The 13,796-nt window shown below is 71.1% G+C and carries 13 protein-coding genes and 1 pseudogene; 7 read left to right on the forward strand and 7 right to left on the reverse strand.

The window, feature by feature from the left end; genetic code table 11:
• Window positions 1–173 precede the first annotated feature (173 nt).
• Window positions 174–484 (forward strand): annotated as a pseudogene (locus tag O3Q52_RS34080) (GTP-binding protein); the annotation flags it as partial.
• Between the two features lie 84 nt (window positions 485–568).
• Here the strand turns inward: O3Q52_RS34080 and O3Q52_RS34085 are convergent.
• Complete coding sequence (locus O3Q52_RS34085; RefSeq protein WP_269652511.1) at window positions 569–949, reverse strand: STAS domain-containing protein; 381 nt, start codon at window positions 947–949, stop codon at window positions 569–571.
• Window positions 950–1,136: 187 nt separating this feature from the next.
• Window positions 1,137–1,565: a MarR family winged helix-turn-helix transcriptional regulator gene (locus O3Q52_RS34090; RefSeq protein WP_055611701.1), complete on the reverse strand. Its 429-nt coding sequence runs from the start codon at window positions 1,563–1,565 to the stop codon at window positions 1,137–1,139.
• Window positions 1,566–1,670: 105 nt separating this feature from the next.
• Here O3Q52_RS34090 and O3Q52_RS34095 point away from each other — a divergent pair, with 105 nt between their 5' ends.
• Both O3Q52_RS34095 and O3Q52_RS34100 read left to right on the forward strand, forming a co-directional pair.
• A complete protein-coding gene (locus O3Q52_RS34095) occupies window positions 1,671–3,128 on the forward strand; it encodes an aldehyde dehydrogenase (RefSeq protein WP_269652512.1) in 1,458 nt (485 codons plus the stop codon).
• 47 nt (window positions 3,129–3,175) lie between these two features.
• Window positions 3,176–4,285: an NAD(P)-dependent alcohol dehydrogenase gene (locus O3Q52_RS34100; protein WP_269652513.1), complete on the forward strand. Its 1,110-nt coding sequence runs from the start codon at window positions 3,176–3,178 to the stop codon at window positions 4,283–4,285.
• Window positions 4,286–4,375: 90 nt separating this feature from the next.
• Here the strand turns inward: O3Q52_RS34100 and O3Q52_RS34105 are convergent, their stop codons facing one another.
• Entirely contained in the window at window positions 4,376–5,326 is a 951-nt protein-coding gene (locus O3Q52_RS34105; RefSeq protein ID WP_269652514.1) for an NADP-dependent oxidoreductase, read from the reverse strand.
• Window positions 5,327–5,396: 70 nt separating this feature from the next.
• On the opposite strand from O3Q52_RS34105, the gene O3Q52_RS34110 reads away from it, so the two are divergent.
• Together O3Q52_RS34110 and O3Q52_RS34115 are read left to right on the forward strand one after the other, a co-directional pair.
• Complete coding sequence (locus tag O3Q52_RS34110; protein ID WP_269652515.1) at window positions 5,397–6,413, forward strand: GlxA family transcriptional regulator; 1,017 nt, start codon at window positions 5,397–5,399, stop codon at window positions 6,411–6,413.
• A gap of 82 nt (window positions 6,414–6,495) precedes the next feature.
• Window positions 6,496–7,374, forward strand: coding sequence for a hypothetical protein (locus O3Q52_RS34115; RefSeq protein ID WP_269652516.1), 879 nt, complete (start codon window positions 6,496–6,498; stop codon window positions 7,372–7,374).
• A 4-nt stretch (window positions 7,375–7,378) separates the two neighbouring features.
• On the opposite strand, the gene O3Q52_RS34120 is transcribed toward O3Q52_RS34115, so the two are convergent.
• Window positions 7,379–7,945 (reverse strand): TetR/AcrR family transcriptional regulator, encoded by a 567-nt coding sequence (locus O3Q52_RS34120; RefSeq protein WP_269652517.1) that lies wholly within the window; start codon window positions 7,943–7,945, stop codon window positions 7,379–7,381.
• Window positions 7,942–8,304: a DUF1304 domain-containing protein gene (locus tag O3Q52_RS34125; RefSeq protein WP_189844178.1), complete on the reverse strand. Its 363-nt coding sequence runs from the start codon at window positions 8,302–8,304 to the stop codon at window positions 7,942–7,944. Before O3Q52_RS34125 ends, O3Q52_RS34120 begins: the two co-directional genes overlap by 4 nt.
• Window positions 8,305–8,449: 145 nt before the next feature.
• On the opposite strand from O3Q52_RS34125, the gene O3Q52_RS34130 reads away from it, so the two are divergent.
• On the forward strand, window positions 8,450–8,932 hold the full coding sequence (locus tag O3Q52_RS34130; RefSeq protein ID WP_269652518.1) for a GNAT family N-acetyltransferase: 483 nt from the start codon (window positions 8,450–8,452) through the stop codon (window positions 8,930–8,932).
• 55 nt (window positions 8,933–8,987) lie between these two features.
• On the opposite strand, the gene O3Q52_RS34135 is transcribed toward O3Q52_RS34130, so the two are convergent.
• The gene (locus O3Q52_RS34135; RefSeq protein WP_269652519.1) at window positions 8,988–10,241 is read right to left on the reverse strand and encodes a CdaR family transcriptional regulator; all 1,254 of its coding nucleotides are present in this window, start codon (window positions 10,239–10,241) and stop codon (window positions 8,988–8,990) included.
• Between the two features lie 102 nt (window positions 10,242–10,343).
• Entirely contained in the window at window positions 10,344–11,774 is a 1,431-nt protein-coding gene (locus tag O3Q52_RS34140; protein WP_269652520.1) for an MFS transporter, read from the reverse strand.
• A gap of 252 nt (window positions 11,775–12,026) precedes the next feature.
• Between O3Q52_RS34140 and O3Q52_RS34145 the strand changes: the two genes are divergently transcribed.
• Complete coding sequence (locus tag O3Q52_RS34145) at window positions 12,027–13,757, forward strand: fatty acyl-AMP ligase (RefSeq protein WP_269652521.1); 1,731 nt, start codon at window positions 12,027–12,029, stop codon at window positions 13,755–13,757.
• The last annotated feature ends 39 nt before the right edge of the window (window positions 13,758–13,796 follow it).

Raw genomic sequence — 13,796 nt, forward strand, 5'->3', positions numbered from 1 at the left:
AGACGAGGAGAGACGAGGAGAGACGAGGAGAGACGAGGAGAGACGAGGAGAGACGAGGAGAGACGAGGAGAGACGAGAAGGAGCAGAAGCAGAAGCGGGGCCAAGCGGCGGAACGGAACGACAGGACCAGACGGAGCACGCTCACATCACCCGGGTGATCAGGAGGGCTCGCAGTGGCCAAGGCCAAGTTCGAGCGGACCAAGCCGCATGTCAACATCGGCACCATCGGGCACATCGACCACGGCAAGACGACTCTCACGGCGGCCGTGACGAAGGTCTTGCACGACAGGTTCCCCGACCTCAACCCGTACACGCCCTTCGACCAGACGACAAGGCGCCCGAGGAGCGGCAGCGCGGCATCACGATCTCGATCGCTCACGTCGAGTACCAGACGGAGCGGCGGCACTACGCGCACGTCGACTGCCCGGGGCACGCGGACTACATCAAGAACATGATCACGGGCGCGGCGCAGATGGACGGCGCCGGTCAGGTCACCAAGATCCTGAAGTAGCGGACGCGGGTACGGGGCCCGGCACGGTCACAGAGGGCGCGGTCCCAAGGGGCGCGGTCATAACGACTCCGAGGCGGCCTCGGGCTGGCCGAGGACCTCGTCCATGCTCGACAGCGGAGGCAGCACGTCGTCGAGCCCGGTCACGTGGAGGATGCGCAGGGTCAGCGGGTGGGTGCAGACCAGGTGCAGCCGCCCGCCCTGGGCGAGGACCCGGCGCCGGGCCCGGTACAGCAGGCGCAGTCCCGAGCAGTCGAAGAACTCGATGTGCCGCAGGTCGAGCACGACCCGCGCGGCCGGGTGCCCCGTGGCCGCGTCCAGGGCCGGGACGATGTCCAGCGCCGCGATGATGTCGATCTCTCCGTGGAACTCCAGCACGGTGTGCCCGCGGTCCTGGTGGACACGCAGATGAGGAGTGAACGGCGCGGACTCGTTGCGCACGACGACATCACCTCCAACAGGGTCACCGGGGGCCAGGGTGACGTCGTTCCGTGAGCGTTGACGCGGCCGTGTGCGGCTGGCGGCCGCCCAACCGCTCCCCACTCAGCAAGTTACCCTCGATGGGGTGAATTTCAGCATGTTCGATTGACATATGTCTTCGATTTAAAGGACGTGTCGCCCGACAGTTTCAGGACAGCGACTGCCACGCCTTCGACAGCGCCTGCCTGAACTGGTCCGTCTGGTGCGCCGTGAGATCCCGGACCATGCGCTCCTCCAGCTCCCGCACGGGCTCGGCGTGCCGAGCGAGCACATCGCGGCCAGACTCGGTGAGGAGGATCAGCAGCTCGCGGCGGTTGCGGGGATTGCGCTCGCGCCGTACGAGACCGCGGGTCTCCAGGGACCGGATCACATCGGCCACGGACTGCGCGGTCACGAACGAGTCGCGGGCGAGCTGCGCCGCGGACAGGCCGTCGTGCCGCTCCAGGACGGTGAGCGAGGTGTACTGCAGTGCGGTGATCCCCGTGGGCTTCAGCAACTCGTCGAGGCGGGACCGTACGACGAGTTCCACCTGCTTGACCATGTACAGGAGCGACGGGGGTGCCTTGGTGACGACCATGCGTTCAGCCTAGGGCATTGACAGGAAACCTGTCTGTAAAGAGACTGCGAACCAACAGGAATCCTGTTGGTTGAAATCTTGGCGATCGAGGCTGAGGAGTGGGCAATGACGACCACCTTCGAGAGCGGGCCCGGGCAGCTGTTCATCGGTGGACAGTGGCGCGAGGCGGCCGACGGAGCGCGTACGGACGTGTTCGATCCGTCCACCGGCCGGGTGGTCACGACGGTCGCGGAGGCCTCCGCCACCGACGTCGACACGGCCGTACGCGCCGCGCGGGAGGCGTTCGACCGCGGACCGTGGGCCACGATGAGCGGTCGTGAGCGTGGCCGGGTGCTGCACCGCGTCGCCGAACTGGTCCGGGAGAACGCGGACGAGATCGCGGCCCTGGAGAGCCGGGACGTCGGCAAGCCGATCACGCTGTGCCACGCGGTCGACGTGACGAACGCGGCCAACGACTACGAGTACTACGCCTCCCTCGCCTGGACGCTGGACGGGGCGACCCGGGACACCCCGCTCAACGGCCTCGCCTACACCAAGCCCGGCCCGATCGGTGTCGTCGCCGCGATCACGCCCTTCAACTTCCCGCTGATCCTCGCCGGCTCGAAGATCGCCCCCGCGCTCGCGGCCGGAAACACGGTCGTGCACAAGCCGGCCGAGGAGACCCCGCTCAGCGCCCTCTACATGGCCGGTCTGCTCCAGAAGGCGGGCGTCCCGGACGGTGTCTACAACGTCGTCACCGGCACGGGACCGATCGCGGGCGAGGCGCTCCTGCGCAACCCCGGCGTCGACAAGATCGCCTTCACCGGGTCGACCGCGGTCGGCAGGCACGCGGCGGGCGTCGCGGGCGAGGGCCTGAAGTCGGTCACCATGGAGCTCGGCGGCAACGCGGCGCACATCGTCTTCGAGGACGCCGACGTCGAGAAGGCCATCGGCGCGGTCATCAAGGGCTTCGTCTTCAACACCGGCCAGTTCTGCATGGGTGGCCCGCGTCTGCTCGTCGCGCGCCCCCTCTACAACACCGTGGTCGGCATCCTTGCCGAAGCCGTCCCCGGCGTGCCCGTCGGCGACCCCCGGGAGCCCGAGACCGTCGTCGGGCCGATGGCGGGGGAGCGGCACCTGAGGAAGGTCGAGGAGTACGTCGAGCTGGCCCGCAAGGAGGGTGGCCGCATCGTGTGCGGCGGCGAGCGCCTCGACCTGAACGGCGGCTTCTACTACAAGCCCACGGTCATCGCGGGCCTGTCCAACGACTCGCGGGTGGTCCAGGAGGAGATCTTCGGCCCGGTCCTGACCGTGCAGCCCTTCGACTCCGAGGACGAGGCCGTCGAACTGGCCAACTCCACGCCGTACGGCCTGGCTTCGGGCCTGCAGACCACCGACCTCGCCCGCGCGCACCGCGTCGCCGACCGGCTGCAGGCGGGCATCGTGTGGGTCAACGACTGGGCGATGCTCGACCCCGCGGTGCCCTTCGGAGGGGTCAAGGCCTCCGGCTTCGGCCGCGAGTACGGGCCCGAGGCGCTCGCCTCCTACACCAAGGTCAAGTCCGTCGTCATCTCGTTCGACTGAGCGCCCCCGCGCAGCCGGACCCACCCTCATCCAAGGGAGTTCGCAGTATGTCCACCACCACTCGCGCAGCCGTGGTCGAGTCCGGGGGAGCGCCCTTCACCCTCGCCGACGTGGAGCTCGACGAGCCCCGCGCCCATGAGGTCCTGGTCCGGATCGTGGCCGCGGGCCTGTGCCACACGGACCTCGGGGTCGCGAGCGGCGGCCTGCCGTTCCCGCTGCCCGGCGTACTGGGCCACGAGGGCGCCGGGATCGTCGAGGCCGTCGGCCCGGACGTCACGGGCGTCGAACCCGGCGACCACGTCGTGCTGTCCTTCACCTCCTGCGGCTCCTGCCGCAACTGCCGCGACGGCCACCCGGCGTACTGCGCCGCATGGCTGCCGCTGAACCTCCTCGGCGGCCGCCGCGCCGACGGCTCCGCCACCATCAGCCGTGACGGGGCCCCGCTCGGCGGCCACTTCTTCGGCCAGTCCTCCTTCGCCGAGCGGGCGTTGGTGGACGAGCGCAGTCTCGTCAAGGTCGACAGGGACATCCCGCTGGAGTCCCTCGCACCGCTGGGCTGCGGCGTACAGACCGGCGTGGGCGCGGTGTGGAACGTCCTTGAGCCCCGTACGGGCGACACGATCGTGGTCCTGGGTGCCGGTGCGGTCGGTCTGTCGGCGGTGATGGCCGCTGCACTGACGCCCGCGACCACGGTGATCGCCGTCGACAAGGTCGTCGAACGGCTTGAACTGGCAAGGGAGTTGGGCGCCACACACACCGTGAACGCCAACGAGGCGGACATCGTCGACGCGGTCCAGCTGATCACCAGCGGGGCCGGGGCCGACGGGGTCGTCGAGACCACCGGCAACGTCATCGTCCTGCGCAAGGGCGTGGACGCGCTCGCCGCCCGCGGTACGGCGGTGATCGTCGGCGCCCCACCGTTCGGTTCCGAGGTCGCCCTGGACGTCAACGGAATGCTCGGCGGCAAGCGGCTGGTGGGCCTCACCCTCGGCGACCAGGAGACCCAGACCGCGATCCCGGCCCTGGTCAAACTGGTCCGCGAGGGCCGCCTGCCTCTGGACCGGCTGATCAGCACCTACGCCTTCGAGGACATCGGCCAGGCGGTCCAGGACATGGCCGCGGGCAAGACGATCAAGCCGGTACTGACGTTCAGCTGAGCGCCCTGAAAGGGGCGCGGGGAACTGCGCGACCAGCCACAACCGGCCCGCAGCTCAACACCACCAGTGGTACCCGCGCCCCACAAGGCCCTACCGAACCTGAAGAACAAGCTTCCCCACGGTCCGCCCGGTGTCCCCGAGCGCATGCGCCTTCGCGGCCTCGGCCAACGGAAACACCTCGGCAACCGCGGCGCGCAGCCGCCCCGCAGCGACCAGCTCGGCAATCGCCCGCATCCCGGCCTGATCGGCCTCCACGAGCAGCTCGATCGCCCGCACACCGAGCCCCTGCGCCTCCTCGGAGAGCGCCGGTGATCCGGACGGCAGGATCGACACCAGCAGCCCGCCCGGCCGAAGGGTCTTGAGCGACCGCGACCGATAGTCGCCCCCGACGGTGTCCAGCACGACATCGACATCCCGCACGACCTCGGCGAAGTCGGTCTCCCGATAGTCGACCGGTTCATCGACGCCCAGGCCCCGCAGGAACTCGTGCTTGCCCGCGCTGGCCGTGCCGATCACGTACGCCCGGCGCTCCTTGGCGATCTGCACGGCGAGATGCCCCACTCCGCCGGCCGCCGCGTGGATCAGCACGCGCTGTCCCGGCCGGACGTCCGCGGTGTCGACGAGCGCCTGCCAGGCGGTCAGCGCGGCCAGCGGGATCGCGCCCGCCTGTGTGTGGTCGACCTCGGCCGGCTTGTGCGCGAAGGCCCGCGCCGGACCGGTGACGTACTCGGCGTGCGCCCCTACGCCGTACGGGTACGGCAGCATGCCGAAGACCTCGTCGCCCGGCTTGTGGAGGGTGACGCCGAGGCCGATCGCCTCGACGACGCCGGAAACGTCCCAGCCTAGGACGAACGGCGGCTTCCCGAGGAAGTTGCCGTTCGCCCGGTGCTTCCAGTCGGTCGGGTTGAGGCCCGCCGCGTGCACCCGGATCAGCACCTCGCTCGGCCCGGGCCTCGGGATCTCCAGCTCCACTTCCTTGAGGACCTCGGGACCGCCGAGGACGTCCTGACTGATCGCGCGCATCGTGTTCTCAGTGCTCATGCGCTCCAGCCTGCCGGGCCGCGAGAGCCGAGGAAATGGCATGATTGCCATTGTTCGATAGGATCGTGCCATGCTGCAGACGCAATGCGGGGAGCGCCCCGACCCCACCGAGACCTCACGGCACGGGGAGTACGACGGACCCGTGGAGCGGGTCGTCGTCCTGGCCCTGGACGGGGTCTACCCCTTCGAACTCGGCATCCCGAACCGGGTCTTCGGCTCGGCCGAGGGCCGGTACGAGATCCTGACCTGCACGGTCGACGGGCAGCCGGTGCGCAGCAGCTCGGACTTCTCGATCACCGTCGAACACGGCCCCGAAGCGCTGCGTACGGCCGACACCGTCGTCATCCCGCCGTTCGCCCTGTCGCAGCTCAGCGATGATCTCCCCGAGGCGGTGGCCGGCGCGCTGAGGGCCATCCGGCCGGACGCCCGGATCGTGTCCATCTGCACGGGCGCCTTCGTCCTGGCGGCGGCGGGGATGCTCGCCGGACGCCGGGCAACGACGCACTGGCAGCTGGCCCCGCTGTTCCGGAAGATGTTCCCGGACGTGGACCTGGACGCCGATGTGCTGTTCGTCGACGAGGACTCCCTCCTCACCTCGGCGGGAGCCGCGTCCGGCGTGGACGTCTGCCTGCACCTCGTGCGCAAGGACCACGGCAGCGAGCTGGCCAACCGCGTGGCCCGGTCCTGCGTGGTGCCGCCGTGGCGGGACGGCGGCCAGGCCCAGTACATCGAGCAGCCCGTGCCCGAGCACTCGAACGCGGGCACCGCGGCCACCCGGCAGTGGGCCCTGGAACGCCTCGGCGAACCGCTGACCCTGGGCGATCTCGCCGCCCACGCCCGGATGAGCCTGCGTACGTTCGCCCGCCGGTTCAACGACGAGGTCGGGATGAGCCCCGGCCGCTGGCTCATCCAGCAACGCGTCGTCCGCGCACGGCAGTTGCTCGAAGCCAGCGATCTGCCGGTGGACCAGATCGCGGGCGAGGTCGGCTTCGCGACCGGCACCTCGCTCCGGCAGCATCTGCACGCGGCGATCGGCGTCTCGCCGCAGGCCTACCGGCGTACGTTCCAGACGGCCCGGCGGAGCTGAAGGGCGACGCACTCTGTCTGAACGTCCTGAGGGGCCCGTGCGTCGGAGGAGGGACACGGCGACATGGCAGGCAGGGGGCGCTATGCGGGGGACCAAGGCGGGCGGACTGGCGGTGGCGGGCATCGCGACGGTCGCGACACTCGTGACGGTGGTGGTGGAGAACGGGAAGGGGCCAACCGGTGACGTGCTCCGCGCGGGCGGGCCCGCGCCTGCCACGTCGTACAGCGGACCGCTGCGCGTGCCGCACAAGGAGTACGACGAGGACAGCCAACGGGCGACCGAGGCGGAGTCGGGTGCGGCGGGGCTGGCCCTGGAGTGCGAGGGGGACATCCACTCGGGCGGGTTCGGGGGCAACTGGAGCAAGGGCGACGGCGGTTCGACCCCGGCGGAAGGGCTTGAGGCGTACTTCGACATCGAGCAGCCGAGCGTCCCGAGGTCCGGCTACCGCGTGGAGCGCGACGACGGGGACCGCGTGCTGTTCTCGTACGACGTCGGGGGTCGGACCAAGGTCGCCGTCATCGTCGCCAAGGACCAGCCGAACCGGCCCGGTTGGGGCCCGGAGACGACCGCCTCGTGCGACCCGGCCGAGTTCCCCGAGAGCTTCACCGACGACCAGGGGTACGAGGTCTGGACCGACGCGCGCGGCCGTCGGCTCCCGGTCACCACCATCAGCAGTTCCCAGGGCTCGGAGCACTGTGACTGGCAGTCGGCCCACTTCCTCGAACTCGGGCACGGCGCGAAGCGCGTGCTGTACGCCCGTGATCCCGAGGGCGTGCTGTCCGGGCTGCTCACCGCCCCGTACGACGGCGACGTCACCCTGCCCGACGGCGCCCGCGACACCGGATACCGCCATGGCGAGCGGGCGTTGTGGCTGACGGCCGACAAGAAGAAGGCGTACGTCCGAACGCCGGACGGGGTGGAGGCGTGGCCGGCGGTGAAGAAGGGGATGGGCTGCGACTGACGTCCTACCGGTCGGTGTCCCAGCGGGTCGCGTGCAGGGCCACGAGCAGGCGCCACACCTTGTGGGCGATCTCCTCGGGAGTTGCCTCGACGAGCCCGTGCAGCCAGTCGGCCAGGACGCCCGCGAAGGTCGCTGCGACGGCGGAGGCGATGAGCGGGGCCTCCGGCGCGCCGACGAGTTCACGCTCGGCGAGGCTGCGGGCCCGCAGGTCCTGGTGGAGTACGCGGCCGAGCGGTCCGCCGCCGCCCGGGCTCAACAGGGCACGGTAGAGCGGGGCGTGAGGGGGCAGGCCCGCGAAGAACGTGAGCAGGGCGTCCGGTGCGGTCCTGGGGTCGGGCCTGCCCCGCCACGCGTGCAGGGCGTCCACGGCATCCCGTACGACTTCGGCGCAGGCGTCGACGGCCAGCGCCTCCAGGTCGGCGTAGTGCAGATAGAACGTGGCCCGGCCGACCCCGGCCGCGCGCACCAGTGCGGCGACACTGACCTCCGCGAGCGGCCGTCGGGCGCACTCGTCGAGGAGGGCCCGGCGCAGCTTGGCCCGGGTGCGCTCGGCCCTGGGGTCGGCGGTCACCGGGCCACGAGGACGGCGGCCAGGGCGAGCGCGCCGGGCAGGGCCTGCGCGAAGAGGATGCGGCGGTTCGCGGTGACCGTGCCGTACACACCCGCGACGATCACGCACGCCAGGAAGAAAACCTGTACGCGGAAGCCCGTGGGGTCGTCGGCGATCAGTCCCCAGACGAGGCCTGCCGCGAGAAAGCCGTTGTAGAGCCCCTGGTTGGCGGCGAGCGCGGCGGTGGCCCGCGCCATCTCGGGGTCGAACCCGTGCAGCCCGCGCCCCGGCTTCTTCTCCCACAGGAACATCTCCAGAACCAGGATGTACGCGTGGAGGGCGGCGACAAGGCCGACCAGCACGTTCGCGAGTGTCTGCATGGGGAGGTGGGCTCCTTCAAGGGCGAATTTCCCGGGATTTCCTGGACAGGCGTCCACTATACATGGACACCTGTCCAGGAAATCCCACGCGTCGAGGAGCGCTGCCCGGTGGCACTGTCAGACCCGGCCGCTACCGTCCTGTCCCATGAGTGACGACCACGACCAGGCAGCCGTCCGCCGGGCCCGCCCCGAGGACATCCCGGCGCTCGTCGCCTCCAGCGCGGCCCTGTTCGCCGAGGACGCGGGTACCCGGGACGCGACCGTCGACATCAACTGGCCTCTCGCGCAAGGTGCGGAGAGATTCGCCGCGGGCATCGAAGATCCGGCCCGGCTGTCGCTCGTGGCCGAGCACGACGGGGAGGTCGTAGGGCATCTCGTGGGCACGGTCGCGGACGGCTCGGCCATGCGCCCGGTGAAGCTCGCCACCCTGCACAGCCTGTATGTGCGCCCGGCCCACCGCGGCACCCGGACTGGGGCGCGGCTCGTGGCGGCCTTCCTCGACTGGGCGCGGGAACAGGGCGCCCGGCTCGCGGAGGTGACGGCGTACGCGGCCAACGCGGACGCGATCCGGTTCTTCGAGCGCAACGGCTTCGGACCGCACACGCTCACCCTTGGCCAGGCGCTTTGACGCCTGCCTTCGGCCAGTCCCCGTGACGGTCACCTTCGGCCGGTCGGTGTGACGCTCACCGTGCCCGTGCGGCCCTCCGGAGTTTGAGCGCCCGCAGCGCCAACTGCATCTCGAACTGGGTGGTGGGGTCGTGGAGCCGGTCGCCGAACAACTCGTCGAGCTGGCGCATGCGGTAGCGGACCGTCTGTGGATGGACGGCGAGACGGGCGGCCACCTCGCTCGCGTTGTGGCCGCACTCGAGCCAGCTGAGAAGCGTCTCCGCCAGGCGCTCGCGCTGGGGCAGCCGGATGGTGTCCAGCGGGCGCAGATGGCGGTCGGCCATCGCCTCCACCAGCGCCTCGTCGCGGAACAGCATCAGCGTGGCCAGATGGTCCCGGCAGCGCACCATCTGTGTGTCCGGCAGCACGCCCCGCCGGGCCAGATCGAGCGCCTCGGCCGCCCACCGCAGCGACCTCGCCCCCTCCTGGAGCGCGACGCTCGGCCCCATGACGGCCCGTAGGCCCTGCAGTGCGCCGGCGACGGCACGCGCCCTGCCCGGGCCCTCCGGATCGGGCACCACCAGCACGGCCGGGCGCACGTCGAACCGTGCCAGGAACTCCGGTGGCACGATGGGCGGTTGGGACGCCCCGGCCTGCGCCCCGTGATCGATGACGACCACGGCCAGCGAACGGGGCACGGGCCACTGCGCGGTGTGCGCGAGATCCGTGATGGCCGCGACCGACGCGGGAGGGTCCACGATCAGCAGGTCGATCAACCGCGAACGCCGCTGCTGCAGTTCACCGGCCGCGTGCAGCCGCGCCTCCGTGTAGCCGGCCGTCGTCGCGGCCGCCATCTCGTCCAGGTGCAGGAACAGCGCCTCACCGAACGCGGCCAGCACATGACGCGGCAGCAGATCGGCGTCGACCAGCGCGTTGATCCGGCGCCATGTCACCCGCGCACCGAGCCGCAGCGCCGACTGGAACGCGTCGAGGCTGCGCCCCTCGTCCGCCTCGCCCCGGCCGATGCGCTGATACGTCGCCGTCACCGGTTCCCAGTCGGTGTCGGGCTTCGCCATCCGCTCCAGGAACCCCTGCAGCGCATGCTCCACGCCCTGATGCACGACCTGCATGTACGTGTCGTCCGTCGGCCGTGCGTACTCCGGGATCTCGGTTCTGATCGCCCGGACGACCTCTTCGGTGATGTCGTCGAAGAACGGTCTGAGATGGTCGTGCAGACCCGAAGGGAACGCCTTGAACGGGCCCTGGGCCTCCTCGGCCCTCACCGTGGCGTTCGTGGCCTCGATCTTCTCCAGCATGCGGAATCCGGTCACGCAGCGGCTCCTTCTGCGCACGGGAAGTGGGGCACGGTGACGATACCCGCAAGAATTCTGCCCAGCTTCATCGGCGACTGACAGACATGCACCGGGCCCTTGTCACTTCATGACAAGGGGAATCCTGCTTCTGCTCCGCGCCACCACCCGCCTATGACGCCCACGACGGCGCAGCGTCACCAGCGTCACGAACGCACCCGCTAGTACGCAGCACGCCGCGAGCCGGAGTCCGAGGTCGTAGCCCTCCAGGAACGCGTCGCGCGGATCGGCGCCGGAACGCAGCTCGGAGCTTTCACGCCGGGTGAGGACCACGCCCACCAGGACCACCCCGAACACACCGGAGACCTCGCGGGCCGCGCTCACCAGACCGGTCGCCATGCCCATCCCCGTCTCCGGAACCTGCGCGAGACAGCGCACTGTCAGGGGAGTGGTGAACGCGGAACCCCAGCCGATCAGCAGCAGCCCCGGCTGCAGATCCCAGAAGCCGGCCCGCGCACCCGCGCCCGAGACGTACAGCAGACCGACCGCCACCAGGCAGAGGCCGCCCGCGATCGAGACATGCGCGCCCAGTGCGCGGGCCGCCCGCTCGGCCACCGGCGTCCCCAGCAGCAGCGCGCCCGCCAGCGGCAGAAACGCCAGCCCCGCCCCCGTCGGCGAGAAGCCGAGCACCCGCTGGAGATAGAGGGCGGTGAAGAAGAACACCCCGTTGACGCCGATGCCCCACAGCACCTGCGCGGCGATCCCGCCGGTGAGGAACCGGTCGCGCAGCAGCCGCGGTTCGACGAGCGGCCGCGCGGTCCGGGCCTCCACGACGACGAACACACAGGCGGCCACCGCCGAAACCCCCAGGCACAGCGGTACGGGCGCGGTGCCGAACCCGTGCTCCTGCCCGCGCACCAGACCATAGGTGAGCAGATAGAGCGCGAGCACGGACAGCAGCACACCGGGCAGATCCAGGCCGCCTCGCCGAGGCGCGGACCGGCCGGGCACGGCCGGCATCAGCAGCAGCGCGATCAGCCCGAACGGGACGTTCAGCGCGAACACCCAGCCCCAGCCCCACCGTTGGGTGACGAAGCCGCCCACCACGGGACCCAGCGCCAGCGCCACGGCCAGCGCCGCTGTCCAGAGGCCCACGGCCGTGGCGCGCAGCCGCGCGGGCAGGTCGACCGCGATGACGGCGAGCGAGGCCGGGATGACCATCGCGGCCCCGACCCCCTGCACCGTACGGGCCGCGATCAACGTGCCCCCGCTGTCCGCGAGGGCGGCCGCCGCCGACGCCGCCGTGAAGACCAGGATCCCGGCCGCGAGCACGGATCTGCGCCCGAACAGATCGGTCAGCCGCCCGCCGGGCAGCAGCAGCGCGCCGAAACTGAGCACATAACTGGCGGCCACCCACTCCAGGTCCGGCACCGTCAGGCCCAGTTCGCGCTGCACGGTCGGCAGGGCCACGTTGATGACCGTGTTGTCGAGCGTCGTGATGAACCCGGTCAGTGTGAGCAGGGAGAACAGCGCGAACAGCTGTGCACGTCCCACAAGACGCTCCTTCCGCCGTCGCACGGATTGTCGGCGTGAGACGGCCGCCCGGGCTCTGGCCCACGGCATGGAATCGACGGCACGCCTTTGTCAGCGAACTGACAGAAGGCGGAAGGCGAACTGTCAGGACGTCGTCTAACCCACCGGTCGCCCGGAGGCGGAACCTGGGCACCGCCCCAAGCGGACGCACTCGTCCCCCGCTTCCTTCGCTCTCACTCAACTCGCGCTGCCGCCGACCCAGTTGGAGCCCTCATGACCTCCGTTCGGCCCGCCGAATCCGCCTCACTCACGGACCACCTGAGGCACTGGGCCAGACACCGGCCGCAGCAACGCGCCTTCAACCACGTCGACTTCCCCGCCGACGCCCCCACCGGAGTGCACCGGGCCCTCGGCTGGCGCGCCCTCGACGCCCGGGCCAGGGCCGTCGCAGACCGGCTCGTCCAGATCGCCTCCCCCGGCGAACGCGCCGCCCTTGTGCTGCCCCAGGGGCGCGACTACGCGGCCGGCTTCCTCGGCTGCCTGTACGCCCGAGTCATCGCCGTACCTCTCTTCGGTCCCCGACTCCCCGGCCACGAAGGGAGGCTGGCGGCGGTCCTGGCCGACTGCGAACCGGCCTGTCTGCTCAGCGACTCCGGAACGGCCCGCGCGACGGGCGAGTTCATCCGCGAACGCGGCCTGCCGGAGGTCCCCGTCGTACCCGTGGACCAACTCCCCGTCCAGCGCGGTGGATTCATCGATTCGGGCGAACCGTCGGGCGCCCCCGAACCGGACGACATCGCGTACCTCCAGTACACCTCCGGCTCCACCCGCATCCCGGCCGGCGTGATGATCAGCCACGCCAACGTCGTCGCCAACGCCCGCCAGGCCATCGAGGCGTTCATCGCCGACCCGGACGCCGCCACCACGGTCGGCTGGCTGCCCCTCTTCCACGACATGGGCCTCGTCCTCAGCATCGCCGCGCCCGTCGTGGGCGGCTTCCCGTCCGTCCTCATGGACCCCTCCGCCTTCCTCCAGGACCCCTCCCGCTGGCTGCGCCTCCTCGGCTCGTACGAGGGCACCGTCAGCGCCGCCCCGAACTTCGCGTACGACTACTGCGTGGCCCGCACCGACCCCGCACTCGTCGACGAACTCCGCCTGGACCGCGTACGGGTGCTCATCAACGGCAGCGAACCGGTGCGCGCCGGGACGGTGGACCGCTTCCACGCGACCTTCGCGCCCGCCGGGCTCGACCCGGCCGCGCACTGTCCGGCGTACGGCCTGGCCGAGGCCACCGTGTTCGTGGCCGCGAGCTCGCGGGACGAACCGTCCCCGGCCGTCGCCTGCGACGCCGACGCGCTCACGGAAGGGCGGATCGAGGAGACGTCGGACGAGTCGGCGGCCGTCCTCGTCCCGTGCGGGACACCCGTCGGGCAGGAGCTGCGGATCGTCGGCCGGGACGGCGCCGTACTGCCGCAAGGGCGGGTCGGCGAGATCCAGTTGCGCGGCCCCAACATCGGGCTCGGCTACTGGAAGCGCGCCGGACTCACCGCCGAGACCTTCGGCTTCGGCGCGGCCGAGGACTGGCTGCGCACCGGCGACCTCGGCGCCCTGCACGACGGGCGGCTTCTCGTCACCGGCCGCCTCAAGGACGTACTCATCGTGGACGGGCGCAACCACTACCCCCAGGACATCGAGGAGACCGTACAGACGGCCGTGGCCCTGATCCGCCGGGACCACCTCGCCGCGTTCGGAGTGACCCGGGCGGACGACGCGGGCGAGGACCTCGTCGTGGTCGCCGAACACCGGCGCGACACCGACCCGACGCCCAAGGACACGCGGAACGCCGAACGCGTCGTGCGCGCCGCGGTCTCCGCCCGCCACGGACTGCGCCTCGGCTCACTGCGGCTCGTACCGCCGGGCTCCGTCCCCCGCACGAGCAGCGGCAAGGTGTCCCGCGCGGCCGCCCGGGCGCGCTTCCTCGACGGCGGGTTCGGACCGCGATGAGCGTGTCGCGCAGGGAGATCCGCGAGCTGGTCGCGGGGC

Origin of the sequence: Streptomyces sp. ActVer (assembly GCF_027270795.1) — a bacterium.
Lineage (GTDB): Bacteria > Actinomycetota > Actinomycetes > Streptomycetales > Streptomycetaceae > Streptomyces > Streptomyces umbrinus_A.